The sequence below is a fragment of the Methylophilus sp. YYY-1 genome (genome assembly GCF_029132825.1).
GTDB lineage: Bacteria > Pseudomonadota > Gammaproteobacteria > Burkholderiales > Methylophilaceae > Methylophilus > Methylophilus glucosoxydans.
The window spans coordinates 872,288-896,553 of sequence record NZ_WOVG01000001.1; the positions used below are offsets into that span (position 1 = coordinate 872,288).

Annotated in this window: 25 protein-coding genes and 1 pseudogene; 12 read left to right on the plus strand and 14 right to left on the minus strand. The window is 51.8% G+C overall.

The window, feature by feature from the left end; all coding sequences use genetic code 11:
- Window positions 1-606 (minus strand): molybdopterin adenylyltransferase, encoded by a 606-nt coding sequence (mog, locus tag GOC95_RS04115; RefSeq protein ID WP_275355943.1) that lies wholly within the window; start codon window positions 604-606, stop codon window positions 1-3.
- Window positions 607-756: 150 nt separating this feature from the next.
- Here mog and GOC95_RS04120 point away from each other — a divergent pair, with 150 nt between their 5' ends.
- Window positions 757-1,482 (plus strand): PDZ domain-containing protein, encoded by a 726-nt coding sequence (locus GOC95_RS04120; RefSeq protein ID WP_275355945.1) that lies wholly within the window; start codon window positions 757-759, stop codon window positions 1,480-1,482.
- Window positions 1,483-1,533: 51 nt separating this feature from the next.
- On the plus strand, window positions 1,534-3,513 hold the full coding sequence (locus GOC95_RS04125) for a site-specific recombinase (RefSeq protein WP_275355947.1): 1,980 nt from the start codon (window positions 1,534-1,536) through the stop codon (window positions 3,511-3,513).
- 72 nt (window positions 3,514-3,585) lie between these two features.
- Here the strand turns inward: GOC95_RS04125 and GOC95_RS04130 are convergent, their stop codons facing one another.
- The gene (locus tag GOC95_RS04130; RefSeq protein WP_194748274.1) at window positions 3,586-3,840 is read right to left on the minus strand and encodes a sulfurtransferase TusA family protein; all 255 of its coding nucleotides are present in this window, start codon (window positions 3,838-3,840) and stop codon (window positions 3,586-3,588) included.
- Window positions 3,841-3,909: 69 nt separating this feature from the next.
- Window positions 3,910-4,470: a ribosome biogenesis factor YjgA gene (yjgA, locus tag GOC95_RS04135; protein ID WP_275355949.1), complete on the minus strand. Its 561-nt coding sequence runs from the start codon at window positions 4,468-4,470 to the stop codon at window positions 3,910-3,912.
- A gap of 73 nt (window positions 4,471-4,543) precedes the next feature.
- On the opposite strand from yjgA, the gene pmbA reads away from it, so the two are divergent.
- Window positions 4,544-5,866: a metalloprotease PmbA gene (gene pmbA / locus GOC95_RS04140; RefSeq protein WP_275356390.1), complete on the plus strand. Its 1,323-nt coding sequence runs from the start codon at window positions 4,544-4,546 to the stop codon at window positions 5,864-5,866.
- Window positions 5,867-6,298: 432 nt separating this feature from the next.
- On the opposite strand, the pseudogene GOC95_RS04145 reads toward pmbA, so the two are convergent.
- From GOC95_RS04145 to panC, 6 genes and pseudogenes are all read right to left on the minus strand, one after another.
- Window positions 6,299-7,024 (minus strand): annotated as a pseudogene (locus GOC95_RS04145) (VacJ family lipoprotein); the annotation flags it as partial.
- Window positions 7,025-7,268: 244 nt separating this feature from the next.
- Window positions 7,269-8,702, minus strand: a complete 1,434-nt coding sequence (locus GOC95_RS04150; RefSeq protein WP_275355950.1) for a deoxyribodipyrimidine photo-lyase — start codon at window positions 8,700-8,702, stop codon at window positions 7,269-7,271.
- Window positions 8,703-8,704: 2 nt separating this feature from the next.
- Window positions 8,705-9,172 carry a 23S rRNA (pseudouridine(1915)-N(3))-methyltransferase RlmH gene (gene rlmH, locus GOC95_RS04155; protein WP_194748279.1) on the minus strand — a complete coding sequence of 156 codons (468 nt, stop codon included), beginning with the start codon at window positions 9,170-9,172 and terminating at the stop codon, window positions 8,705-8,707.
- A 31-nt stretch (window positions 9,173-9,203) separates the two neighbouring features.
- Window positions 9,204-9,575 (minus strand): ribosome silencing factor, encoded by a 372-nt coding sequence (rsfS, locus tag GOC95_RS04160; RefSeq protein WP_275355952.1) that lies wholly within the window; start codon window positions 9,573-9,575, stop codon window positions 9,204-9,206.
- Between the two features lie 14 nt (window positions 9,576-9,589).
- On the minus strand, window positions 9,590-9,970 hold the full coding sequence (gene panD / locus GOC95_RS04165) for an aspartate 1-decarboxylase (protein ID WP_194748281.1): 381 nt from the start codon (window positions 9,968-9,970) through the stop codon (window positions 9,590-9,592).
- A 106-nt stretch (window positions 9,971-10,076) separates the two neighbouring features.
- Window positions 10,077-10,931 (minus strand): pantoate--beta-alanine ligase, encoded by an 855-nt coding sequence (panC, locus tag GOC95_RS04170; RefSeq protein ID WP_275355954.1) that lies wholly within the window; start codon window positions 10,929-10,931, stop codon window positions 10,077-10,079.
- A 345-nt stretch (window positions 10,932-11,276) separates the two neighbouring features.
- On the opposite strand from panC, the gene mscL reads away from it, so the two are divergent.
- Complete coding sequence (mscL, locus tag GOC95_RS04175) at window positions 11,277-11,696, plus strand: large conductance mechanosensitive channel protein MscL (RefSeq protein ID WP_194748283.1); 420 nt, start codon at window positions 11,277-11,279, stop codon at window positions 11,694-11,696.
- A gap of 80 nt (window positions 11,697-11,776) precedes the next feature.
- On the opposite strand, the gene GOC95_RS04180 is transcribed toward mscL, so the two are convergent.
- Entirely contained in the window at window positions 11,777-12,190 is a 414-nt protein-coding gene (locus tag GOC95_RS04180) for a hypothetical protein (protein WP_275355956.1), read from the minus strand.
- 91 nt (window positions 12,191-12,281) lie between these two features.
- Window positions 12,282-13,142, minus strand: coding sequence for a transporter associated domain-containing protein (locus GOC95_RS04185; protein ID WP_275355958.1), 861 nt, complete (start codon window positions 13,140-13,142; stop codon window positions 12,282-12,284).
- A gap of 165 nt (window positions 13,143-13,307) precedes the next feature.
- On the opposite strand from GOC95_RS04185, the gene GOC95_RS04190 reads away from it, so the two are divergent.
- Window positions 13,308-16,976 (plus strand): DUF748 domain-containing protein, encoded by a 3,669-nt coding sequence (locus GOC95_RS04190; protein ID WP_275355960.1) that lies wholly within the window; start codon window positions 13,308-13,310, stop codon window positions 16,974-16,976.
- A 192-nt stretch (window positions 16,977-17,168) separates the two neighbouring features.
- Here GOC95_RS04190 and GOC95_RS04195 read toward each other — a convergent pair whose 3' ends face one another.
- The 3 genes from GOC95_RS04195 to GOC95_RS04205 are packed head-to-tail and all read right to left on the minus strand — an operon-like array spanning window position 17,169 to window position 19,301.
- A complete protein-coding gene (locus GOC95_RS04195; RefSeq protein WP_194748286.1) occupies window positions 17,169-17,810 on the minus strand; it encodes a site-2 protease family protein in 642 nt (213 codons plus the stop codon).
- Window positions 17,811-17,831: 21 nt separating this feature from the next.
- Window positions 17,832-18,443 (minus strand): L-threonylcarbamoyladenylate synthase, encoded by a 612-nt coding sequence (locus GOC95_RS04200; protein ID WP_275355962.1) that lies wholly within the window; start codon window positions 18,441-18,443, stop codon window positions 17,832-17,834.
- Between the two features lie 6 nt (window positions 18,444-18,449).
- On the minus strand, window positions 18,450-19,301 hold the full coding sequence (locus GOC95_RS04205; protein WP_275355964.1) for a 3',5'-nucleoside bisphosphate phosphatase: 852 nt from the start codon (window positions 19,299-19,301) through the stop codon (window positions 18,450-18,452).
- Between the two features lie 129 nt (window positions 19,302-19,430).
- On the opposite strand from GOC95_RS04205, the gene GOC95_RS04210 reads away from it, so the two are divergent.
- The 7 genes from GOC95_RS04210 to GOC95_RS04240 all read left to right on the plus strand — a co-directional run bounded on the left by GOC95_RS04210 (window position 19,431) and on the right by GOC95_RS04240 (window position 24,250).
- Window positions 19,431-19,976 carry a septation protein A gene (locus tag GOC95_RS04210; RefSeq protein ID WP_275355966.1) on the plus strand — a complete coding sequence of 182 codons (546 nt, stop codon included), beginning with the start codon at window positions 19,431-19,433 and terminating at the stop codon, window positions 19,974-19,976.
- A gap of 50 nt (window positions 19,977-20,026) precedes the next feature.
- A complete protein-coding gene (locus tag GOC95_RS04215) occupies window positions 20,027-20,326 on the plus strand; it encodes a YciI family protein (protein ID WP_275355968.1) in 300 nt (99 codons plus the stop codon).
- The gene (locus tag GOC95_RS04220) at window positions 20,326-20,589 is read left to right on the plus strand and encodes a BolA family protein (protein ID WP_194748291.1); all 264 of its coding nucleotides are present in this window, start codon (window positions 20,326-20,328) and stop codon (window positions 20,587-20,589) included. Before GOC95_RS04215 ends, GOC95_RS04220 begins: the two co-directional genes overlap by 1 nt.
- Before the next feature lie 57 nt (window positions 20,590-20,646).
- The gene (locus GOC95_RS04225) at window positions 20,647-21,456 is read left to right on the plus strand and encodes a peptidylprolyl isomerase (protein ID WP_275355970.1); all 810 of its coding nucleotides are present in this window, start codon (window positions 20,647-20,649) and stop codon (window positions 21,454-21,456) included.
- A 165-nt stretch (window positions 21,457-21,621) separates the two neighbouring features.
- The gene (locus GOC95_RS04230; RefSeq protein WP_194748293.1) at window positions 21,622-21,870 is read left to right on the plus strand and encodes a FeoA family protein; all 249 of its coding nucleotides are present in this window, start codon (window positions 21,622-21,624) and stop codon (window positions 21,868-21,870) included.
- Window positions 21,867-23,657 (plus strand): ferrous iron transport protein B, encoded by a 1,791-nt coding sequence (feoB, locus tag GOC95_RS04235; RefSeq protein WP_194748294.1) that lies wholly within the window; start codon window positions 21,867-21,869, stop codon window positions 23,655-23,657. The genes GOC95_RS04230 and feoB overlap by 4 nt, the downstream gene beginning before the upstream one ends.
- Before the next feature lie 83 nt (window positions 23,658-23,740).
- Window positions 23,741-24,250 (plus strand): PepSY domain-containing protein, encoded by a 510-nt coding sequence (locus GOC95_RS04240; RefSeq protein ID WP_275355973.1) that lies wholly within the window; start codon window positions 23,741-23,743, stop codon window positions 24,248-24,250.
- The last annotated feature ends 16 nt before the right edge of the window (window positions 24,251-24,266 follow it).

Sequence of the window (24,266 nt, forward strand, 5' to 3'; positions counted from 1 at the left end):
TCAAGCCTGGGGCTTGAGCGCCGACTTGGGCCTGAACGCCTGAACCACGCGTGCATCTGTTTCCAGATAAGGCATGGGCGCATCAGGGGTTGCCAGCAAGTCCAGGCAATATGGCACCGCCGCAAAGATGCCCGGCACTACCGTTTTACCTTCGCCATCCTTGAGGCCTTCCAGCGTTTCCTGAATAGACTTTGGCTGCCCGGGCAAATTGATAATCAGGCATTGCTTGCGGATCACCGCCACTTGCCGCGACAAAATCGCCGTAGGCACAAACCTCAGACTGATCTGGCGCATTTGTTCGCCAAAGCCCGGCATCTCACGATCAGCGACCGATAAGGTAGCTTCAGGTGTGACATCGCGCAAGGCCGGACCCGTGCCACCGGTAGTCAAAATCAGGTGGCAGGCCTCTTCATCCACCAATTGCCTGAGCGTCTCGGCAATGGTGGCCTGCTCATCGGCAATCAGCCGGGGGATGACGTGGTAAGGCGAAGTGAGCGCCTGTTGCAACCACGCAGTCAGCGATGGAATGCCCTTATCCTCATAAATGCCCTGTGAAGCGCGATCACTGATGGAAACAAGTCCAACACGCGTGAATTGTTGTTGCATAACGTGGTCTATCAGAAGTTGGTCTGTGTTAATGTACCAATACATCATAACATTACAATGTGACAATCGATCATGGAGAACGAGATGAACCAAGCGCATGCAAGCAGGCATTCCCCCCCCTTAAAACGTCCGCTCATCCTAGGCGGGCTCATGTGGTTGTCCATGTGCTTGGCCCTCGCCTGTATGCTCACGAGTCAACGCGTCTCTGCCGAAGAAAACCCCTACGTCACACATTACCAGGCACAAAACCAGGGGAACCTGCACTCCTTGCAAGCCAATCCTGAGCCGCAGTTGCTCAGTGGCGTGCGCCGGGATGACGACAACATCAGAATGCTCGAAGATGGCTATGACTTGATGGGCTTTAGCAGTTTTGAAGCGGGGGAAGTCCCGCCAGAACTGGCACTAGACCATGGCCGCAGCCTCCAAGCCGATAGCATTCTGGTCTATGTGAAAAAAGCGGGCAACACTTCGCCAGCCTCCAAGATGGAGATGATCAAGGAAGCCGTGAAAAAAGGTCAGTCGCTGACGGAAAAAGACATGGCTGCCAGCCCGGGCAAATATCGTTATTACGCAAGTTTCTGGGCAAAACTGCCGCCTCCTTTACTAGGCATCCATGTGATCAAACTGGTGCAAAAACAATCTGGTGGTGAGAGTGAACGCCTGCCTACCCCCGGCGTGCGCGTGATTGCCGTAATTCATGGCTCGTCTGCCGAAAAAGCAGGCCTGCAACGCGGCGATCAGCTACTCAGCATCAACCAGGAAAAAGTAGAAGATGCAGCCACGCTCTCCACCCTCGTGCGCAAGTACCGCGGCAAAGTGGTTAAGTTAGAGATGGAACGTCAAAGTGAACCCCTCTCGCTAGAGGCCCAGCTCTAAACGTTTGGCGTGTTATCCTTGCCAAATCAAGCATCCAAGAAAGCGTTTTACATGTTTCAACCGATTTTTGACCACCAGGCCGCACGCGAAGCGGCCGGTGATATTGACGATATTCAGTTTATTCGAGCGTTGTTCGACAATATCCGTCCTAAGGACTCTTCGGATATTGAAAGTGCGAGCAATGCCTTGCAGGCCTTGTGCTTCCTGCTGCAACAGCATCCACAGTTTGCCTTGTTATTGCGCAACAGCGTGCTGAGACTGCTCAACGAAAAGAGCGTGATATCGCTGTATTCAGACCACGGCATTCAATCAGACCTCGGCTTTTTTACCGAAATTTATCGTCGGCTTTCGCATAAAATCCTGCCAGACGTACCGGACCCTAAATATCTCAAGGATATCTTTGGCCAGATTTTTCATCAAAACGATGATGCTGACTGGGTCACCGGCATGCCCGACCAGGTCTGGCGAGACTTTATGCAGACATTGGACATCAGCCGAGGCGACTGGCAATTGCAGCAAAACTGCATCCAGGAGCTCAAGGATGCCCTGCAAGTGCTGTCTTTCAGGCTATCGGCGTCTGGCTTGGACCCCGAGCTGATTTTGCAGCATGAAGATCTCGAATCAAACAGCTCGCCCTTTATCACGCAAAATATTGAAATTCAAAAGTTTTTGGCGCTGGGCAGCATCCAGGCTGAAGATGTGCAACATCTCTACAGTGTGCTCAAGCGTTGTGAGCAACTGACCTATGAAATCCGCAAGGCGAATGCCAAAACCGGCACCAGCATCTCGCTGACGGCGCTGATGCAAAGAATTTTGCAACAGATTCAGCGCATGCAACTGGTGGTAGACATTCTGCATGGGCTCATTCTCAAGCATGATGTGAGCCAGGCAATCACCAGCTTGCTGAAACAGCTGGTGGATGCCGAATGCAAGAAAAATAACCTGTCGGATTACTGGCGCCAAAATACGGAATTGCTGGCCTTGCGCGTCACTGAAAATGCCAGCCATACTGGCGAGCATTACATTGCGCAACATCGCGGTGAATATTTCAAGCTCATGGGCTCAGCCATGGGCGCGGGCCTCATCATTGCCTTTATGGCGATGTTTAAAATCATGATTGCCAGCTATCACCTGCCACCGCTGACCGAGGCCATTTTGTTTAGCCTCAATTATGGCCTGGGCTTTGTCATCATTCACCTGTTGCACTTCACGGTGGCCACCAAGCAGCCTGCGATGACCGCTGCAACCATTGCTTCAACCATAGATGACCATGGCCATGACAGTAAAAACATACACAATCTGATCAATATTGTGGCACAAACTACGAGCAGCCAGACGATTGCGATTTTAGGCAACGTGGTGGTGGTGATTCCGGTGGCCATACTGATTGACTGGCTGTTTATGCAAAGCACTGGCCATCACTTTATTGGCAGCGAAAAAGCACATAGCCTGCTGGACAACAATAACCCGCTGATCAGCCTGACCGCTCTCTATGCGGCAGTCGCCGGGGTATGTTTGTTTTTGTCAGGCCTGATTGCCGGCTACCACGACAACCTGGCCGCCTACAACCGGATTCCAGAACGCCTGCAACATTTGGGCTGGTTGCAGTCCTTGCTGGGCAAAGAACGTCTGGGGCGCATTACCGACTATATTCGTCATAACCTGGGCGCACTGGCGGGGAATTTTTACTTTGGTTGCCTGTTGGGATTTGCCTCAGGGCTGGGGGTCATGCTGGGATTGCCGCTCGACATCCGTCACGTGACCTTTGTTGCGGCTTTTGCCGGTTACTCGTTCCCGGCGCTTGATTTTCAGGTCAGCCAATACATTGTGGGCACCACCATTTTGGGCATTGCCCTGGTCGGCACCATCAACCTCATTACCAGTTTCGGCCTGGCAATCTACGTTGCAATGAAGTCACGAAAAGTGCGCTATCGCCACTGGAAGGCTTTTTGGCTGGAATTATTAAGTGCACTGTATCGCCAGCCAGGCAAGTTCTTGTTACCCCCTAAGCAAACCAATACAGATCATTAAACACACGGCGCGCGCCGTGTGTTGGAAGGGGTCAGACGAAGCCCGGAGCCCAGGGCCACACCCGCTCAGTGACTAGTCAGCCGCCAGAGTGGTTTCTTTCTGGATCAAAAAGTGAAAGACACCGCCTTCTTTGTGCACAGACAACAACTTGACCGGGTGATGATTAATCACGTTGCGGATATTCTGTTCGCTGCCAGCAGAGGTCGTTTTCACGGACAACACCTGACCGGGCAACAACTCCTCCAGTTTTTCGATGGTTTTCAGCATGGGCAACGGACTGTCCAGGCCCATCAGGTCGAGTTCGATATCTATTGGTGTGGTGTGCATACTTGTCCCCCTTTTCAAAAGCTGCTTATGTCAGCATGATCAAGCTGTGTTGGCGACCGCCAATCACGTTCAATCTTCATCCAATTCGTCTTCCTCAGTACCCGCTATCGCCTGCAAGTCATCCTCTACCGCCACACCTTCCATCAATTCGCGGATTATTTTAAATAATTCGCGGCTGCTTTTAGGCGGCTTGCCGGCAGCATGCTCCTTATTCGCATTACGGATCAAGGTACGCATTTGCTGCACAGGGGTCTGCGGATATTCAGCAATAAATAATTCGATGGCCTTGCTGTCTTCGAGCAAGCGTGACCGCCACCGTTCCATTTGGTGAAAGCGGGCATTTTCTTCCTGATGCTTGCCTTCCCACTTTTGCAACTGCTCAACAATCGGGGCCAAATCTGTTTCACGCATCAGGCGCCCGATATATTGCATTTGACGACGGATGGCACCATTCGAGGTAATGCGCTTGGCTTCGGCAATCGCATCCATCAGGGATTCTTCCAGCGCCAGTTTTTTCAGTTTATCCTTGGGGAGCGCCACCAGTTGTCGGCCAATGTCCTGCGCGGCATCCGCCTCAGCCTTGAGGCGGGTTTTACTGGGTTGGGAATCATCAAAGGTTTCAGATGTCATGTTAAAAGCAATCTCTGCCAAATCACGGTATGATAACAGCTTTAACCGCCAAGCTAAAAACAAGCAAGCCAGCATGCAAGCAGACCAACTACAACAAATCGCCCAAGACATTATTCGTTTGACACAAACAGCCGGTGCCAGCAGTGCCGAAACCGAAGTCAGTTTTGGCATGGGTCAGAGTGTGTCTGTGCGCCAGGGCGAGACTGAGAATATTGAGTACAACCGCGATAAGGGCTGCTCGGTCACGGTCTATTTTGGTCAGCAAAAAGGCTATGCCAGCACCTCAGACCTGAGTCCGCAAGCCTTGCGTGATACGGTCGAAGCGGCCTGCAATATCGCCAAGTATACGGCGCAGGACCCATTCTGTGGCCTGGCTGACGCTGACTTGATGGCAACCTCGTTTCCTGACCTGTCTCTGCATCATCCCTGGCAAGTCGATGTCGATGCAGCGCTGGCGCTGGCCAAACGTTGCGAAAGCGCGGCACTGGCAGTAGATCACAGAATCAGTAACAGCGAGGGAGCCAGTGTCTATACGCAAAGCGGCGCCTTCGCCTATGCCAACAGTCACGGGTTTATCGGGGGCTATGCCAGTTCACGTCATAGTATCAGTTGCTCGGTGATTGCCGAGGCCGATGGCCTGATGCAACGCGACTACTGGTATAGCAGTGCCCGCGATGCACTAGACCTGGCCAGCCCTGAACAGGTGGGCCAGGTCGCTGGTGAACGCACCGCCAGGCGACTGGGTGCGCGCCCGATCAAAACCGGGCAATACCCGGTACTGTTTGAAGCACCGCTGGCCAGTGGCCTGATTGGTACCCTCATGAGTGCCATTTCTGGTGGCAACTTGTATCGAAAATCCTCTTTCCTGCTTGATAGCCTGGGCCAAACCATCGCCAGCCCGTTGTTACAGATTGAAGATCATCCATTTCTGCTCAAAGGGGCGGCCAGCAGTGCCTTTGATAGCGAAGGTGTCGCTTGCCAAACCAGAACACTGGTCGAGAATGGCGTCCTGCAAGGCTATTTATTGGGCAGCTACTCCGCCCGCAAGCTGGGGCTCAAAACCACAGGCAATGCCGGTGGTGCGCACAATATTCTGGTCCGATCCACTGGTCAGTCCTTTGAACAGCTGCTGCAAACACTGGGCACGGGGCTGCTGGTGACAGAGTTACTGGGGCATGGCCTGAATATGGTGACTGGCGACTACTCACGCGGTGCGTCTGGATATTGGGTTGAGAACGGCGTCATTGTGCACCCGGTCGAAGAAATCACCATCGCCAGCAACATGAAAGACATGCTGAAAAGTATCGTCGCCATTGGTAATGACGTGATTCCCAACAGTTCAAAACTGACGGGTTCTATTTTGATAGAGCGCATGACCGTCGCCTCATCCGAATAAACTTGTTCGCTCATCCCAATTACCATCAGTAAACAAGTTGTCACCAATAAAAAAGGCTTTGCAAATGCAAAGCCTTTTTTATATTTCCAGACAGGATTACTGTGGTGCAGTCTCAGCCGGCAATGCCATCAGCGTCTCATCTATGGCAGCCACGACTTCTGCCGCCTCTTTTTCAACCACAGGCATTTCGTCGCCAGTTTCGCTCGTTTGCTCGAGTAATGGCGGCAAAACCTCTTCAGTTTGCGCAGTCGCCTCAAAGGCTAAGGCATCCACCTCATCCAATGTCGTTGCAGCGATTGATTCTACGGCTTGACTCTCAGACACGGCGACCGCAGCCATATTGCCGGGTTCAGCCTGATCCACAGAGGTCACTGACTGCAGCAATAGGGTTTCGCCATTGTTAGAGGAAGACGCCGCTGGTTTAGCCGGCACATCTTCGTCCGCGGGCTCAAACTCGTCTTGCAGCAATTCCTGAGGCACCAAGCCATCCTGAATCAAGCTGGCACGGCGCTGCAAATAAGCATCACGCATGAAGGCATAAGGATCAATCGACGCATTATCGACGAGATCAGTCGCATCAAGCAATTGTGTACGCTTATCCAGCAACTGCACCGCACGCACCTGATAATAAGTACGAACCTGGCCAATATTGTGCAAATATTGAATCGGGTCAGAAGTCACGGTATCAATCGCCAACCCGCTGGCATCCCGGACCGTACTTGGCCCCAAAATTGGCAGCACCAGATAGGCACCCGACCCCATGCCCCAATAGCCCAGGGTTTGACCAAAATCTTCCTGGTGTTTGGGAATATTGTCCATACTGGCCACATCAATCAAGCCAACCACCCCAAAGGTGGTATTGATCACAAAGCGACCTGCATCACTGAATGCCTGGGCAAACTTCAATTGCAACAGATCATTGACCACCGTGGTCAAGGTGCCCAGGTTACTGAAGAAGTTGCTGATGCCAGTACGTACCGGCGAAGGGGCGATGGCTTTGTAGGCTTTTGCCACCGGCTTCATCGCATAGCGATCCGCAACATCATTAAATTTGTAGATGCCACGGTTGAGGCCTTCAAGCGGATCTTTATTGGTTGTTGCACAGCCAGACACACTTGCCAGTGTTGCAATCAGTACTATCGCTCTTAATTTTTTCATATTCGTCATTATTTCAGAAGCTGTTCAGGCGTATTAAATTTTTTGTATCCCCAACACTGCATGTTTTTTATCTTGCAATAGCATTAATCACCAAGCAATGCTTATTCTTAACGGAATCACTTTTTAAAAACTAAAGCGCGTTTGACAAAGATATCTGAGATACAGCCACCAACTGGCTGTGTTTTGCCTTGATCCAGACTCCGCCCCAATCCCGATTAAAATGTTCTTCATTCTACCTCAAATGTCATTTGGGCTTCACATTATTTTTGTATAGGCGCAACGCCTGTTCCCGCTGTATTGCGTGATCTACAACAGGCCGAGGATAACTCAATGCAACGCCTTGATTAAATAAGCTTTGCTTGTGGTATTTCGCTGCCCATGGCGCATGAATTTGATCATCATTCAGGTGTGCCAATTCTGGCACATATTTGCGGATAAATTTGCCTTGCGGATCAAACTTTTCAGATTGCGACTGTGGATTGAAAATCCTGAAATACGGTTGCGCATCGCAACCGGTAGAGGCCGCCCACTGCCAGCCACCGTTGTTGGCCGCAAAATCAAAATCGATCAGCTTTTGTGCGAAATATTGCTCACCCCATCGCCAGTCGATGAGCAAATCCTTGACCAGAAAACTGGCGACAATCATGCGTAACCGGTTATGCATATAGCCGGTCTGGTTCAACTGCCGCATGGCCGCATCCACAATCGGGAAACCGGTTTGGCCAGCGCACCATGCTTCAAACCAGGGCTGGTGATTGGGGAAAGCCAGCCCCTCATATTCAGCCTTGAAAGCCGCGCCCTGCTGCAAGTCTGGCCGATGATACAAAACCTGGAAATAAAAATCGCGCCAGATGAGCTCATTGAGCCAGATGGCCGCGCCTTCATTGCCGGTCTGCGTCAATTGCCAGGCCGCATGCGCCAATTGGCGGATTGAAATGGTGCCGAAACGCAAATGTACAGACAGGTAAGACACGCCCTTGATGGCAGGAAAATTGCGCGCATCGTGATACTGGCTGATCCGCTGCAGAAAGTCATCAAACAACTGCTGCGCACCAGCCATTCCGGTCGGCAAACGCATGGCTTTCAGATTAGTCTCCTCAAACCCAAGTGATGCCAAAGTGGGCATCGCTTGCGGCGGCAGTAGCGCCAGTTGACCGAGATACTTGTCAGTTGGATACGCTTGCAGATAAAAAGGGCTGAGTTTTGCCAGGTGGGCATTCTTGTAGGGTGTAAAGACGCCATAAGGCTTACCAGCCTGTGTCAGGATCTCGTCTTGTTCAAACAAGACCTGATCTTTAAACAAAAACAGTGACTGACCTAAAGCCGCCAGGGATTGTCTGACGGCCTCATCACGCGCAATCGCGGTGGGCTCATAATCACGATTTGCATAGACGGCAGAGACTTTCAGGCGTGTTGCCAAGGCAGGAATCTCTTCCCTGGCAGCGCCATGCAACACAATCAGATCCGCACCTCTTGCTTGCAGCGCCTGCTTGAGTTCACGTGCGCTTTCCCAGATAAACTCGACCCGGCGGTCGGCTTTATCGGTCAGGGCATCCAGGATTTCAGTATCAAAAACAAATGCGAGATAGACTTGCGCATGTTGTTTGAGTGCGTGGTAGAGGGCAGCATGATCATGGTCGCGCAAATCGCGACGCAGCCAGACCAGGGCATTGGACATTCTTATTCTCGGTGGTAAGGATGATTGCTTAGAACCGTATGCGCACGATAAAGTTGCTCGGTCAGCATCACTCTGACCATGCCATGCGGCATCGTGAGCTTGGATAGGCTGAATAACCATTGCGCCTGACTTTTCAATTGCGGATGCAAGCCGTCAGCACCGCCTATGACCAAAGCCACATCGCGCCCCATTTCCTGCCAGGATTTGAGTTTATCGGCCAGTTGCAAGGTGGTGACAGCCTGCCCACGCTCATCCAGTGCCACCAGATAGTCTTTACCGACCACCTCGAGAATGCGCTTGGCTTCCGCTTCTTGGACCACTTCACTGTTTTTGCCCGAAGCGCGCTTGTCAGGCTTAATTTCAATGATGCGCGTCTCAAGTTCGCGCGGCATGCGCTTAAGGTATTCCGCGCAGGCAGACTCCACCCAGTCGGGCATTTTGTGGCCGACCGAGATGATATTGAGTTTCATGCGGGATAAAAAGAATGACCTTGCGTCAGAATCAGGCGGCCGAGGCGGCGCGGCGAGACTGTGACTCGCTCCACAGCTGCTCGATATTGTAATAGGCTCGTGTAGCAGGCACCATCACATGCACGACAATGTCGCCCAAGTCGACCAGCACCCATTCGCCTTCTTTTTCGCCTTCAATACCACGCGCATCCATGCCTTTTTCTTTAAGCTTTTCGCGCACATTGTCCGCAATGGCTTTGCATTGGCGGGTGGAATTGCCGCTGGCGACGATCATGTAACTGGTCATGGCGGTCATGTCGCGCACGTCCATCACGGTGATATCAAAGGCTTTGATGTCTTCCAGCGCGTCAACAACGGCCAGTTTCATGTCTTCAAGAGACATTAATGAAGTATTTGGTTGCATAGAGGGTTTCAAATTCAGGCAGCTTGCGCTGGAATATGGTTTTTCTGTTGGACGATGCGGTTCTGCGCATCGACATAAACCAGTTGTGGATGGTAATTTGCCAATTCAGCTTCTGTATATTGCGAGTAGCTGGCAATAATAATCAAGTCGTCAGGATCGGCTTTGTGGGCCGCCGCGCCATTGACAGAGATCACGCCGGAATGGCGCTCAGCACGAATCGCATAGGTGGTAAAACGCTCACCATTGTTGATGTTGTAAATCTGGATTTGCTCATACTCATGAATATTGGCCGCTTCCAGCAAGGCCTCATCAATCGCACAGCTGCCTTCATAGTGCAACTCACTATGCGTCACACGTACCCGATGCAGCTTTGATTTCAACATGGTTCTTTGCATTGCGTTCCTTAACTCGAACACCCGCTCGCGCGGAAAAGGACGTAATTATAAAGTTATCAAGGGCTTAGCGCAAAATAAATTTATGGTTAGAAGTGGCGCATTTGGTCTACAGACTCACTTCGCAATTATCAATCAGGCGCGTCCCACCAAGCTTGGCAGCCGCCAGAATCACCCAGGCCTGGTCATTCGCATCGGGCAAGGTCAGGTCTGTTTGCCTGCGAATGTCTACATAATCGACCTGCCAGCCTTGCTGGTTTAACCCAGCCACCGCCTGTTCACACAAGCTTGCATAATCCCGCTGGCCTGCCAGCAACGCCTGCTTGATGCGCTGCAGTTGCTGATAAAGTTGCGCTGCCTGTGTTTTTTCTGTGGCAGAAAGATAGCCATTGCGAGAACTCATGGCCAGGCCAGAAGGCTCGCGCACAGTCTCGCCCGCCACAATCTCGACGTTAAAATTGAGTTGCCGCACCAGCGTGCGGATCACCATCAATTGCTGGTAATCTTTTTTGCCGAACACGGCCACCTGCGGCTGCACCATATTAAACAGCTTGGCGACCACCGTTGCCACGCCGACAAAATGCCCGGGCCGGCTGGCCCCGCATAATTCATTGGCCAGTGCGGGCGGTTGTATCACAACGGCTTGCCGCAAATCCTGCCCATCAAAATCCGGGTACATTTCAGTGACGGTAGGCGCAAATACCACGTCCGCCCCTACCGCTTCCAACTGTTCACAGTCTGCCGCCAAGGTGCGTGGATAGCTACCAAAATCTTCGTTCACCCCAAACTGCAAGGGATTGACAAAGATACTCACCACCACAATCTCCGCGAGCTGCTTGGCCTGCGTCACCAATTGGCAATGTCCTGCATGCAAATTGCCCATCGTCGGGACAAAGCCCACCTTTGATTGCGGATGACGGGCTAAAAAGGCGCGTAACTCGCGCACACTGTGACACACTTGCATCAATCATTCATCCAACAAAAACACAATTCCGGCAATATATCACAGGCCTCTCGCACCAGCGGCCCATCACCTGGCGTTTAACCCAAGCATTGACAAGCACATCCCTCATTGCCTATAGTCGCTTTAGGGCACTTCTATAAATTCAATTTGCGAGCCTGCGTTTCACGCAGGGCCTCTTGAAACCACTAACATCGTCATACGGTGTTGTTTATAAAAAAAATTTCCTGCCCTCGCAACCAGAGACTGCATCTCCTTTTTTAATCGCACCTCGTCTTGCTTTACGACTTGAATTTATAAAAGTGCCCTTTACAATCTTAATCTTTAATAACAATGGTGGGAGAAGTCATGAGCGTCATTTCAGAATTCAAGCAGTTCGCCCTTAAAGGCAATGTCATGGACCTGGCAGTCGGTGTCATTATTGGTGGGGCCTTTGGCAAAATTGTGGCCTCACTGGTAGATGATGTCATCATGCCCGTGGTCGGCAAGATTTTTGGCGGCTTTGATTTTAGCAATTTGTATGTGCCCCTTAACGGCCAATCGGCTGACCTGGCATTGGCAGAAGCCAAAAAACTGGGTGCAGTGCTGGCCTACGGCAACTTTCTGACTATCGTGCTCAACTTTATTATCCTGGCATTTATTATTTTCCAGATGGTGAAATTCATGAACCGCCTGAAAACCGCGGATGAACCGGCCCCTGCCGCACCTGCGCCGACCCCGGAAGATATTGTGCTACTGCGCGAAATCCGTGATAGCCTGAAAAAATAATCAATTAAATCAGGCTTTATCGTGGTTAAAAACATAAAGGGCGCCTGAGCGCCCTTTATGTTTGATACCGCAATAAAGAATTAAATGCCTGCCGGATTGGGATTGGGCACTTCGTAGGTTTGACCACTGCTGGCGTCAGACCCATCATTATTCAAAAACACCACCACGCTGACCTGGTCTTCCACAATATCCAGCTCGGTCGTTGGGTAGTAAGCCCCCTTCGCATCCTTGTTGATGTTGTGATAATGCCAGATAGAGGCAACCACCCGTCCACTGTCCTTGAGTTTCACATCTTCTGCGCGGGCAGGTTCGCCCAGCAATGCAATCAATTCGGCCCGGCTCATCTTGCCGACTTTATCCACAAAGGCCTGCTCGTCTTCTGGAATCGCTCCCGTCGTAGCGGTCCCTGGCGTCGCCCCTGCCCATAATGCACTGCTCACTGATAACAATCCAACTGCCAACACCCCGTGCAACCAAGTTTGTGCTCTCATCATCACTCTCCTTATGTTCAAACACTCAGGCAATCAAAACGATCATTAGGTTCCATCCGCAGCCGCTACGCATAGGGTGGGGCGACGCTGCGACCTAGACCGACTCAATAGGATAGGCTTCTTCTGGCAATAGCTCTACCAATAACACATGTACACGACGGCTGTCAGCATGCACCACGGTCACACTCAGGTTTTGAATGCGGATATGCTCGCCGCGCTTGGGCAAATGACCAAAATGGTTGACTACCAGCCCACCCACGGTTGAAAACTCTTCGTCACTAAAGATGGTGCCAATGGCTTCATTAAACTCAGGGATTTCAGTCAAGGCTTTGACACGGTATTTACCCGGCGCCTGCTGGATAATATTGCCCTCGCCTTCGTCATCATCATATTCGTCTTCAATATCCCCAACAATCTGCTCCAGCACGTCTTCAATGGTCACCATGCCCGCCACACCGCCGTATTCATCCACCACAATGGCAATATGATTGCGATTGCTGCGAAACTCCTTGAGCAATACATTCAGGCGCTTGGATTCGGGGATAAACACGGCCGGACGCAACATGTCGCGCAGTTCAAACGACTCATTTGCATAGTAACGAAGCAGGTCTTTGGCCAGCAGGATGCCGATCACATCATTCTTGTTGTCTTCAATCACGGGGAAGCGGGAGTGTGCCGTTTCAATGACAAACGGCAGGAAACTGTCTGGCGGTTGAGCGATATCAATCACATCCATTTGCGAGCGCGGAATCATGATGTCGCGCACTTGCATTTCACTGACTTGCAAAACACCTTCGATCATGGCCAGTGAATCGCCATCCATCAGGTGGTTTTCATAAGCGCCATGCAGCAATTCAACAAGCTGCTCTCGATCTTCTGGCTCACGCAGCAGAAAATGGCTTAATCGTTCTAAAAGAGAGGGTTTATGAGATAACTTATCCGGCTCCGAAGCCATATTTACTGCTGAAAACAGCATCCTGTATAACGAGATGACTTAAGCATACATGAAAACAGATGACCATGTCACCTTCACCTCACCAGCCCTCTGATTTGGCTCAAGATTTGCCCAGGCAAGCTGCGATCACGCTATAAACATTTAAATTCTGCTAAATTATCGCCTATGCTCAATCGCTTGCGTTCCTATTCTTCTCGTTTTCGCCTGCCTCAGTCGGGCCGACTGGCGCAAATCGCATTATCAGTACCGTTCAGGATCGTCGCCGGACTGGTAGTTTTCTACCTGCTGTTTGCCTGGCTGGCTGTGAACCCGCTGGCCAAATGGCTGTTGCCCTGGGTTGCCGAAACACAGCTGGCCAGCAAAGCTAGCGTCGACAAGGTCACATTTGCCCCCTTCAGCCTGACCACCACCATCGAAAAACTCTCACTCACTGATCAGCAAGGTGCGCCCTTGGCTGCGTTTGACCGACTTGTGGTCGATCTTGACGCCAGCGGGTTGTTTAAATGGGCATGGAAACTCAAGCAGATCCAGTTGACAGGCCCACATGTGAATGTGATGGTCTCCAAACAAGGTAAACTCAACTGGGCAGACCTGATCGCCAAACTCAATGAAAATCCCTCGCCGCCAGATCAGGACCTGCCCCGAGTCATCATTGAAAAAATCATCCTGAGCCAGGGCAATATTGAATACTTGGATGCACAGCACGACCAGCCTTTGCGCGCCTCCCTCAAGCCGCTGGATTTTGAACTTGAAGGCTTTTCTACCCTGCCCCAAGACCGCGGCGACTACCTGATCGCGGCAAAACTGCCCTATCAGGGCGGCACCGTGAAGTGGAAAGGTAACTTCGGCGTCAATCCCCTCGCATCGCAAGGGCAACTGGCGATTGAGGCGTTACAAATTGCCAAGGTGATGCAGTGGGTCAACACAGCGGCGCTGCCCGTTAAAGTTGAGACCGGGGCTTTTTCTGGTCAGTTGAACTATGCATTTTCCATGCATCAGCAACAACCAAAGCTGCAGCTCAGTGATGTCCAGCTACGCATTGAGGACTTGGGGGCGACAATGGCGCCAGCGGACAAACTTACCTGGGCCTCATTCACGGTTACCACCAAACAGCTGACGCTACTCCCTGCTGCGCAACTCAGCCTGCAGGGTCATGATATCGACATGACCCTGAATCAGCTCAAGCTACAAAAGCCGCAAGCGGCCGTCTCAATGGCCAGCAGCCAGCTGTCACTGCCCAGTCTCAGTTTCACGCTGGATAAACAAGCACAGCTTCAGTTTGAAAATCTGGATGTTCATCTGCAACAGGTGCAGGTGCAACATGGCCAGCAAACCTTGCTCAGCCTGCCCGAACTGGCGCTGGAACACGCCAGTTTCAACCTGGCTGACCGTCGTGCGAAGATCGGGCTCGTCCATCTCAATCAGGGACAATTCTCCGCCACGCAGCTGGCCTCTGGCTTGCTGGATTGGCAACAGAGCTTCGAACCAACCGTCGCAAAAAATACGTCAACCACCCAATCCACAGCCGAGCAAACAGCGCAAACAGCTGAAAGCAAGCCGTTCCATTTGAGCATTGACGAAATAGCTCTCGCGCACTGGCACCTGACCTATACCAACCACCAGTTTGCCAAACCGCTGCTGGCAACGGTAGGCGACATGAATCTGCAATTGGCCCTGGATCATGCTGAAGACCTGACGCTCAGTAACATGCAACTGGATGCCAGCCAACTCGCGCTGCAATCGGATAAACAAATGCTGGCACAACTCGGCAAGCTATCGGTAGGCAAAGTACATCTGGCGCTGGCGCAACAAAAAGCTGAGATCGCGGCGATCCAGTTAAGCGGTCTGAAAACCTCGGTGATTCGCCAGGCCGACCAGCGCTTGAACTGGCAAACCCTGCTCGCAACACCCCCGGCAGAAGCCGCCAAGAATACGGCGACTTCGCCCGCCACGACAACGCAGAAAATTGCATGGACCTATAGTCTCAAACAGCTAGCCTTGCAGCAGGCTGAGGTGCATATTGAGGATCAATCGACCTCAAGCCCCATGATCCTGGATGTGACCGATGGTCAACTCTCGCTGACTGACTTGACCCAGAATCTGACACGCTGGCTTCCGGTCAAGGCTGGCTTCAAGGTCAAACAAGGCGGTCAATGGAATCTGCAAGGCAAGATCGCGGCGGCCCCGTTTAAAGCAGACCTGCAAACACAGCTCAGTCAGTTATCTTTAAAACCCTTTGCGCCCTACCTAGCACAAGTCACCTTACTCAAAATGGAAGATGGCGCAGTCGGTTTAGAAGGCAGGTTACAACAATCCACGCAAGGCACAACCCGCTTTGATGGCGGCTTCACCGTCAACCAGCTCTCGATTGTTGAGGAAGAAAGCCAGCAACCATTCTTGCGCTGGCAAACCTTACAGGCAGACGGTGTATCGCTATCAGTGGCACCGAGCAAATTGCAAATCGACACCTTGAGTGTGAGCCAACCGCAGACCAAGTTTATGATTGCTGCCGATCGCAGCCTGAACGTAAGCAAGCTCATGCGTACTGCGCCCGCTTCTGACCATCCGCCTGCGAGCAATGCAACAACATCAACCAGTACAAGCGCAGCAACCGCGGCGGCAAACGCAAGTAAACAGAGTGATTTTCCGGTCAATATAGACAGTGTGCGAATCAACAATGCCGAACTGGACTTTGCCGACTTGTCATTGCCGCAGCCATTTGGCACGCATATTAACAATCTGGGCGGGGTGATTAACGGCATTTCGAGCAACCCGGCTTCCACAGCCCAGATAGAGATGGATGGCAAGGTGGATGACTATGGCGCTGCCCGCATCCGTGGCAGCTTGCAGCCATTTAACACCGGCGAATTTACCGACCTTAAACTGGCGTTCACCAATCTGGAAATGAACCGGCTAACCCCCTATTCCGGCAAATTTGCCGGGCGCAAGATCACCTCAGGCAAGCTGTCTGTCGATCTCGAATACAAGATCAAGCAGCGCAAGCTGGCCGGAGAAAACAAATTCGTTATTCACAAACTGACCTTGGGCGAGCGCGTAGACAGTAAGGATGCCGCCAACCTGCCCCTGGATCTGGCGATTGCCATTCTTGAAGACAGCAATGGCGTCATTGACCTCGACCTGCCAGTCAGTGGCAGCCTGGATGACCCCAAGTTCAGCATAGGCGGGATTGTCTGGAAAGCCTTTACCAACATTCTGACCAAAATCGTGACAGCGCCATTTAGCGCCTTGGGTAAGCTGTTTGGCAGCAGTGAAAAGCTGGAGGCCATTGTGTTTGATCCCGGTACGGCGGCTTTATCCCCGCCTGAGCAGGAAAAACTGCAAGCAGTGAGCAGCGCACTTAACAAACGCCAGCAATTAAAGCTGGGGGTGGTGCCGGCTTACGATATCGCTGCAGATACACGCGCCCTGCAGGAAAGCAGCCTGCGTAAGCAAGTGGCTGCGGAAATGGGCATCGTCCTGAAGGCAGACCAGACACCGGGACCGATAGACCTCAACAACCCCAAGGTGCAATCTGCGCTCAAGGCCTTGCATGACCGCTTAACCAACAAAGGCCTGCTAAAGCGGCTTGCTTCAAAGCTGGAAAAAACACCGACCGGATTTTACGAACAGGCACAAGAGACCTTGACGACCAGTATCCCGGTTTCAGAAGCGGACTTACAGGCCTTAGCCAAATCAAGGGCAAACGCAATTCAGCAGCAATTGCTGGCCGCGGGCCTGAGCCAGGATCGCATCGCCCTCACGCCGCCAGTGGCCGCAAAAGCAGAGCGCGCTTTGGTACCAACCAAGCTAACGCTGGACGCGATCAAGCATTAATGTGAGCAGTGTCATGACGGCTGAAACGTTGAATTTACTCCCAAAGCGAGTCGATTTGGCTATTGTGCCCTCTGAGTCCAATGTGGCTTAAAAATATAGCCAAGATTAATGATCAATACCTGATTTAACTCAGGCTTGAAAGGCAGAGGCAGCGACTCAAGCCGCAACGAATCAACCAAGTTGGGCTCGCTGTTAGAACACCAACACAGTGAGCAAATGCTGAAAAAAGCGCAGTACCGGCGACAGCACTATCCCCAAAATACCGGTAAACAGGAGTGCAATCAGTATCAGCATGCCGTAACGCTCGAGCTGGGCAAATTTGATGGCCGCGGACATGGGCAATAAGCTCACTGCAATGCGGCCACCGTCCAGCGGTGGCAGTGGAAACAGGTTAAGCACCAGCAACACCAGATTGATCTGTACACCTGCAAGACTCATTTGCGACACATACGCCTGGGCAGCGTCTGGAAATTGTCCCACCCTCGCCAACACCAAACCCCAAAGCAATGCCATGACAAAATTGGAAGCGGGGCCAGCCAGAGCCACCCATAACATATCCTGCTTGGGACGGCGTAACTGGCCAAAATTCACGGGCACCGGTTTTGCCCAGCCAAACAGGATACCGCCAAATATAATGCTGATGGCGGGCAATAAAATGGTGCCGATAGGGTCAATATGTTTGAAGGGATTAAGCGTAATCCTGCCCATGCGCTCGGCGGTCAAGTCGCCAAAATATTTGGCAGCGTACCCATGGGCAGCTTCATGCACGGTAATCGCAAACAGGATAGGCAGTGCGTAGGCAGCAATTTTTTGTACAACGGTCAGTTCTTCCATGCAAATAGCTTTCAGACAACATTAAGGCCAGGGCGCGACACCTGCCCGGACCAGCGACGGCGGATCTTCGGTCAAATCCAGCACCGTGGTGGGCCCCACGTGCACGATATCACTGTCAATCACAGCATCAATCTGGTGTTCCAGCGCTTCCCGAATCTCCCATCCGACCGAGAGGGGCGCCTCGTCACCGGGTAATTGCAAGGTCATGCTCAGCATGGGGCAATCCAGCGCGTCCAGCAAGGTTTGCGTCACAACATGCTTGGGCACGCGCAAACCGATGGTGCTGCGTTTGGGGTGATGCAGGCGGCGCGGCACTTCTCTGCTAGCCTCAAGCAAAAAGGTATAAGCGCCAGGGGTCAAGGCTTTAAGTAGCCGAAACTGGCTATTGTTCACTTTGGCATAGGTGCCAATCTCGGCTAGATCACGGCAGATCAGCGTAAAGGGGTGATCATCATCCACACCACGCAACCGGCGGATGCGTGTTTGCGCGTCCTTGAACTCCATCAGGCACACCAAGGCATAACTGGAGTCAGTCGGACAAGCCAGAATACCGCCCTGCTTCAACAGCTGTACCGCTTGTTGAATCAACCGCGCCTGCGGGTTTTGCGCATGAATAATAAAGTACTGGGCCATAAAGCACTACTGCAGCAGACTGGCCTCGGGCCAATCCTGCCAGAGGGGGACACAATTGGCCGGTAAGGCGGGCAAGCGGCCCATTTCCATGAACGAAAGTCCTGGACCATGATAGTCAGAGCCTTGAGATGCCTTCAAGTCAAAGCGATGGGCCAGTTTTGCGAACTGATCGAACTGCGGCGGCTGATGGCTACCAGTCACGACTTCTATGGCCTGTCCGCCGTAGCCTCTGAACTCGTGCAATAGCAAATGCATATTGACGAAGCCCAGGTCATAACGGCCAGGGTGTGCCAGCACGGCGACACCGCCAGCCTGGCGAATCAAGGTCACTGCTTGTTCCAGACTCATCCACTCATGGTTGACGAACCCTGGCTTGCCTTTGACCATATATTTTTTAAAGACAGACTTGATGTTTTTAGCATGCCCTTGCTTGACAATAAACTGGGCAAAATGACTGCGTGTCATTACACTATTTCCCGCAATCTGCTTCGCACCTTCGTAGGCGCCAGCAATACCAGCCTTGGCCAGGCCTTCGGCCATTTGCCGGGCACGGACATCCCGTGCCGCATGCACCTGCTGAAAGGTGGTGATTAATTGCGGGTCGCTCGCATCAATGCGCAAGCCGACGATATGCAAGGTCCGTTTTTTCCAGGTCACCGAGATTTCGACGCCATTGACTAGGGTAATGCCATGCTGTTCAGCGGCAGTTCGTGCGCGCGCCAGGCCGCCGACTTCGTCATGGTCCGTCAGCGCCAGCACTCGCACACCTTTGCTTGCGGCGTGTGCAACCAACTCCTCAGGCGAGAGCAGGCCATCTGAGAGCGTGGAGTGGCAATGCAAATCTATCGGAACGGACATATTGACTGAGAGAGACTACGCTGTGGTGCGGGGACAGGATTGTCTACATATAAACTTTACTTTATGACAAGAATCATAGCAAAATAGTGCCCTCACAGATAGCAAGAATTCAGTGTACTGAAGCCAAGCATGCAAATCATCACCGATTTACTCCCCGTCATCCTGTTCTTTATCGCTTATAAAAAAGCAGGCATCTTTGCAGCCACCGCGGTCGCCATGATTAGTACGCTCTTGCTGATCGGCGTGATCTGGCTCAAACGCGGCAAAATAGACAAGATGCTGGCCATCAACGGCGCCGTGATTACCGTTCTCGGCGGCATTACCTTGTTGTTACATGACAAAACCTACATCATGTGGAAGCCGACCGCCATCTATTGGATTGGGGCACTGGCCCTGCTTTTCAGTCGCTATGCCTTCAAGCGCAACCTGATTGAGCGCATGCTGGGCAAAATGATGTCGCCGCCTGCTGCCACCTGGGACAAGCTAAACCTCTACTGGATTGCCTTTTTAATCGGCATGGGCATATTGAACCTCTACGTTGCCTTTCACTACAGCGAAGACGACTGGGTCAACTTCAAGCTGTTTGGGGCCACCAGCCTTATGTTTATCTTTATGATCGTGCAGGTCTTTGCGCTAAGAGCGCATTGGGTTGAACAAAATCAGCCGCCCGCCTGACTAAATGTTTAGCCAGACTTTATCGACTGCCGCAGCGAAAGAATGCCACCATGCTTTACATGATTTACGCACAGGACACCCCGAACAGCTTGCCATTGCGGCTGCAACATCGCCCGCCGCATCTGGCCAGATTGCAACAGTTGCAAAACGAGGGCCGCCTGGTTTTAGCAGGCCCGTTGCCAGCCATAGACAGCGTAGACCCTGGTGAAGCGGGCTTTAGTGGTAGCCTGATTGTCGCTGAATTTGACTCATTGCAGGCGGCCACAGACTGGGCCAATGACGATCCGTTTGTTCATGCAGGCGTCTATGGCCAAGTGACCGTCAAACCGTTTAGAAAGACTTTGCCGTGATGCTGCGCGCTGAAATAGAGCAGCGGTTGCAAAGTCTGACACCGGAACACATCGAGATTCAGGATGACAGTGATTTGCATCGCGGACATGCAGGAAATACTGGCGGCGGACACTTTACCATCACGGTAAAAAGCTCGCTATTTTCAGGAAAATCACAGATAATGCGCCATCGCATGGTATATCAATGTTTGCAAGATTTAATGCCTCATCGCATCCACGCGCTCAGTATTACGGCCTTATCGACCGATGAGTCATTTATTTGAAACAATCCTGTTTTTTAATATCGCACCTAATTCAAAACGTTATTTTAAGGATATTGCATGAAATTTTTGAAAGTATTGTTGGCAATTGCTTGCTTAAGCGCAATGCCACATGTGTATGCGGCGGATGCCGACGCGGTAGCCACCGTCAATGGCAAACCGATCAAGAAATCCTGGGTAGAGTTTATCCTCAAGGATGCTGAAGCGCGTACAGGCCAAAAAGCCAACGATGGCATGAAAGCTGCCGTGGTGAACGAACTGGTTGGCTCTGAATTGGCCTATCAGGAAGCGCAAAAAGCCGGTATTGATAAATTGCCTGACTTTGTGGTCAGTGAAGAATTGGCCCGTCGCAAGTTACTGGTGAATGCTTTCCTGGGAGATTTTATCAAGAAAAATCCTGTGACTGATGCCGAGAAAAAAGAAGCTTACGAGCAATACAAAAAAGAACTGGGTGACAAAGAGTACAACGCCCGCCACATCCTGGTGAAAACAGAAGCCGAAGCCAAAGCCATTATTGCTGACCTGAAAAAAGGCACTGACTTTGCCAAAGTGGCCAAGGAAAAATCTTTGGACCCAGGTTCCAAAGACAAAGGGGGCGATCTGGGCTGGTTCTCACCAGCTGGCATGGTCAAGCCTTTTGCCGACGCGCTGGTTTCCCTCAAGAAAGGGGAAACAACGCCTGAGCCAGTGCAGTCGCAGTTTGGCTGGCATGTGATCAAGCTGGTAGACACCCGAGCTCTGCAAGCGCCTGCTTATGATAAAGTTCAGGAAGGTCTTGAGCGCACCATTCAACAACGTAAACTCGAAAAATACATGTTGAGCCTCAAAGACAAAGCCAAAATTGACGTGAGCGGCCTTGAGAAAAAATAAGCCGGATTCGTTCTGAGCCTGCAAAAAGCCAGCTGTTGCTGGCTTTTTTGTTGGCTGTGATGGATGTCGTGATTGAGCGCGCAACTTGAGAAAAGATCGAATGAACAATTTCCTTCATTGTCATTCTAAGCTACAATCAAGAATTATTCTCATTTGAACGCAACCATGCATCTAGACGCACTGAAACCAGGGCAGACTGCCATCGTAGACCGCATTCATGCAGAGCAAGCATTGGCCCAACGCCTGAATGCCCTTGGATTTCGTAGCGGCAAGCGCATAGAGGTGATCAGACAGGCCTCGTTTAATGGGCCGTTACATGTCCGTATCGGCTCCACGGATGTGATCATCCGTCTGCACGATGCCAGTGCCATTCATTTACACCCCGTTGACCTGTTAGACTCCCCTGCCGTATGAAACGTGTCGCCTTACTTGGGATGCCGAATACCGGCAAATCCACCCTGTTTAACCGCCTGAGTGGTGCGTCTGCGCGCGTCGGCAACTGGCCTGGCATCACGGTCGACCTGATGAGCGCCAAGCTGCTGCTGGGGGGACATATTGCCGAGCTGATCGATTTACCCGGCCTGTATGATTTGCACGGCTTTTCTGATGATGAACACGTGGTCAGGCATTTCCTGAGCCATCACCAGATTGACCTGGTGCTGATTATCCTCAACAGTGCGCAAATCGACCGACAGCTTTCACTGGCCTTGCAAATCCGTGCCTTGGGCTTGCCTGCAGTTCTGTTGCTCAATATGGAGGATGAGGCCAAACGGGCTGGCATCACCATCAATACCCAGGCCATGAGCAAGCAGTTAGGCATGCCGGTGCGTACCATTAGCGCCAAGTACGGGCAAGGCTGCCCAGAAGCGCTACAGCTGGCAGCAGAGACCATGCTGCAACACCCTAATCTGACCTCGCCTGACAGTATTGCCCGCAAGCTCGAACTCGAGAATGCCATTGAGCAGGAAATGCACCACATTATCGATCAGAGCGTGCAGTTTCCTATTCAACTGAACCACACACTCACCGACCGTCTCGATAAGGTTCTGCTCCATCCCTGGTTTGGGCTGCCGCTGTTTTTGCTGTCCGTATTTTTGCTGTTCCAGTTTATTTTCAGCGTAGGCGCACCCTTGCAAGAAGGCATGGGCTGGCTGTTTGACACGCTGCGTAGCCAGGCGCTGGAACCAGCTTTGGCCTTCTTGCCGGGCTGGCTCAACGGGCTGTTGCTGGACGGCTTGTATACCGGGTTTAGTACGGTGGCCGCTTTTGTACCCATCATTGTGCTATTTTTCCTGGTCATGAGCATGGTGGAAGACAGCGGCTATCTCTCACGCGCGGCTTTTCTGATGGATACGCTGATGGCCAAAATGGGGCTGGATGGCCGCGGCTTTGTCATGATGCTGATGGGGTTTGGCTGCAATGTGCCCGCACTCATGGGCACTCGCGTCATGCGCAGCCGCCCCATGCGTTTACTGACCATGCTGACGATACCGCTGTCACTGTGCTCAGCCAGACTACAGGTATTTTTATTTATCATCGCCATTCTGTTCCCGCCGTCACAAGCCGCACTGGTCTTGTTTTCGCTGTATCTGGTCAGTTTTGCCACCATTTTTATCACGGCGGTCCTATTCAAACGCAGCTTTCAAAGCCGCGAGCCCTTTGTGCTTGAGCTGCCGCCTTATCGCTTCCCTACCCCGCAACAAATCTGGATGCGTGGCTGGCAAGAGGTGAAACATTTTCTGGCACGTGCCACCAAATTTATTGTGATTGGTGTGGTGCTGGTCTGGCTACTCACGCATTTACCTTTTTCTGCCACGCCAGCCAGCCCTGAAACCTGGGCCGGGAGCATAGGTCGCTTTTTCGCGCCCGTGCTGGACCCCATTGGCATTGACACCCAACTGGCGATTGCCCTGATTTTTGGTTTTGTTGCCAAGGAAATCGTGGTCGGCTCGCTGGCCGTGATTTATGGCCTGCAAGGGGATGCGCTCAGCCAACAAATTGCAAGCAATATCGACTGGGTACAAGGCATGAGCTTTATGCTGTTTACACTGATTTATACGCCCTGCCTGTCGACCATCGCCACACTTAAATCGGAAAGTAAAAGCAGCGGTTTTATGTGGCTGTCTTTGGCGTGGTCCCTGATGCTGGCCTGGCTGGTCAGCTTTGCCTTTTACCAAACGGCTCGTGCACTTGGCTATTGAAATTTCTTGATTTCAAACAGAAACAGGAAAATATAATCTATGTTAAAGTGAATCTTCCACTTAAAAATAAGGAGACTCTACCCATGAACAAGTCTTTAGTGATTGCAGCCGTTGCCGCTTTGTTCAGCCTGTCTGCACAGGCTAACAACCACAGCCATAATGGCCCGATGGAAAAATGCATGAAAGCCGCATTGGCCAAACATCCGGGCAAAGTCGTCTCACTGGAAGCCGAGATTGAAAAAGGCCGTGGTGCCATTTATGAGTTCGACATTGTCGGCACAGATGGCAAAGAATGGGAAGTAGAATGTGAAGCCAAAACTGGCAAGGTATTTGAAGAAGAAGTGGATGTTGATCCTAACAGCGACGAATTCAAATCCAAAGCCAAAGTGACGATGGAACAAGCCAAGAAAACTGCACTGGACAAATATCCAGGTGACGTGGAAAGCATCGAATATGAGCTGGAAAACGGCAATCCTGTCTACGAATTTGATATCAAGCAAGCCAACGGCAAGGAAATCGAAGTCGAAGTCGATGCAGTGACCGGCAAAATTGGTGAAACCGAAGAAGAAGTCTACGAAATCGGCAAAGACTAAATCTTTTGTCGTGCCA

Coding starts and splice junctions, on each gene's coding strand:
- mog (WP_275355943.1), bottom strand. CDS start 606: ATGCAACAACAATTCACGCGTGTTGGACTTGTTTCCATCAGTGATCGC.
- GOC95_RS04120 (WP_275355945.1), top strand. CDS start 757: ATGTGGTTGTCCATGTGCTTGGCCCTCGCCTGTATGCTCACGAGTCAA.
- GOC95_RS04125 (WP_275355947.1), top strand. CDS start 1,534: ATGTTTCAACCGATTTTTGACCACCAGGCCGCACGCGAAGCGGCCGGT.
- GOC95_RS04130 (WP_194748274.1), bottom strand. CDS start 3,840: ATGCACACCACACCAATAGATATCGAACTCGACCTGATGGGCCTGGAC.
- yjgA (WP_275355949.1), bottom strand. CDS start 4,470: ATGACATCTGAAACCTTTGATGATTCCCAACCCAGTAAAACCCGCCTC.
- pmbA (WP_275356390.1), top strand. CDS start 4,544: ATGCAAGCAGACCAACTACAACAAATCGCCCAAGACATTATTCGTTTG.
- GOC95_RS04150 (WP_275355950.1), bottom strand. CDS start 8,702: ATGTCCAATGCCCTGGTCTGGCTGCGTCGCGATTTGCGCGACCATGAT.
- rlmH (WP_194748279.1), bottom strand. CDS start 9,172: ATGAAACTCAATATCATCTCGGTCGGCCACAAAATGCCCGACTGGGTG.
- rsfS (WP_275355952.1), bottom strand. CDS start 9,575: ATGCAACCAAATACTTCATTAATGTCTCTTGAAGACATGAAACTGGCC.
- panD (WP_194748281.1), bottom strand. CDS start 9,970: ATGCAAAGAACCATGTTGAAATCAAAGCTGCATCGGGTACGTGTGACG.
- panC (WP_275355954.1), bottom strand. CDS start 10,931: ATGCAAGTGTGTCACAGTGTGCGCGAGTTACGCGCCTTTTTAGCCCGT.
- mscL (WP_194748283.1), top strand. CDS start 11,277: ATGAGCGTCATTTCAGAATTCAAGCAGTTCGCCCTTAAAGGCAATGTC.
- GOC95_RS04180 (WP_275355956.1), bottom strand. CDS start 12,190: ATGATGAGAGCACAAACTTGGTTGCACGGGGTGTTGGCAGTTGGATTG.
- GOC95_RS04185 (WP_275355958.1), bottom strand. CDS start 13,142: ATGGCTTCGGAGCCGGATAAGTTATCTCATAAACCCTCTCTTTTAGAA.
- GOC95_RS04190 (WP_275355960.1), top strand. CDS start 13,308: ATGCTCAATCGCTTGCGTTCCTATTCTTCTCGTTTTCGCCTGCCTCAG.
- GOC95_RS04195 (WP_194748286.1), bottom strand. CDS start 17,810: ATGGAAGAACTGACCGTTGTACAAAAAATTGCTGCCTACGCACTGCCT.
- GOC95_RS04200 (WP_275355962.1), bottom strand. CDS start 18,443: ATGGCCCAGTACTTTATTATTCATGCGCAAAACCCGCAGGCGCGGTTG.
- GOC95_RS04205 (WP_275355964.1), bottom strand. CDS start 19,301: ATGTCCGTTCCGATAGATTTGCATTGCCACTCCACGCTCTCAGATGGC.
- GOC95_RS04210 (WP_275355966.1), top strand. CDS start 19,431: ATGCAAATCATCACCGATTTACTCCCCGTCATCCTGTTCTTTATCGCT.
- GOC95_RS04215 (WP_275355968.1), top strand. CDS start 20,027: ATGCTTTACATGATTTACGCACAGGACACCCCGAACAGCTTGCCATTG.
- GOC95_RS04220 (WP_194748291.1), top strand. CDS start 20,326: ATGCTGCGCGCTGAAATAGAGCAGCGGTTGCAAAGTCTGACACCGGAA.
- GOC95_RS04225 (WP_275355970.1), top strand. CDS start 20,647: ATGAAATTTTTGAAAGTATTGTTGGCAATTGCTTGCTTAAGCGCAATG.
- GOC95_RS04230 (WP_194748293.1), top strand. CDS start 21,622: ATGCATCTAGACGCACTGAAACCAGGGCAGACTGCCATCGTAGACCGC.
- feoB (WP_194748294.1), top strand. CDS start 21,867: ATGAAACGTGTCGCCTTACTTGGGATGCCGAATACCGGCAAATCCACC.
- GOC95_RS04240 (WP_275355973.1), top strand. CDS start 23,741: ATGAACAAGTCTTTAGTGATTGCAGCCGTTGCCGCTTTGTTCAGCCTG.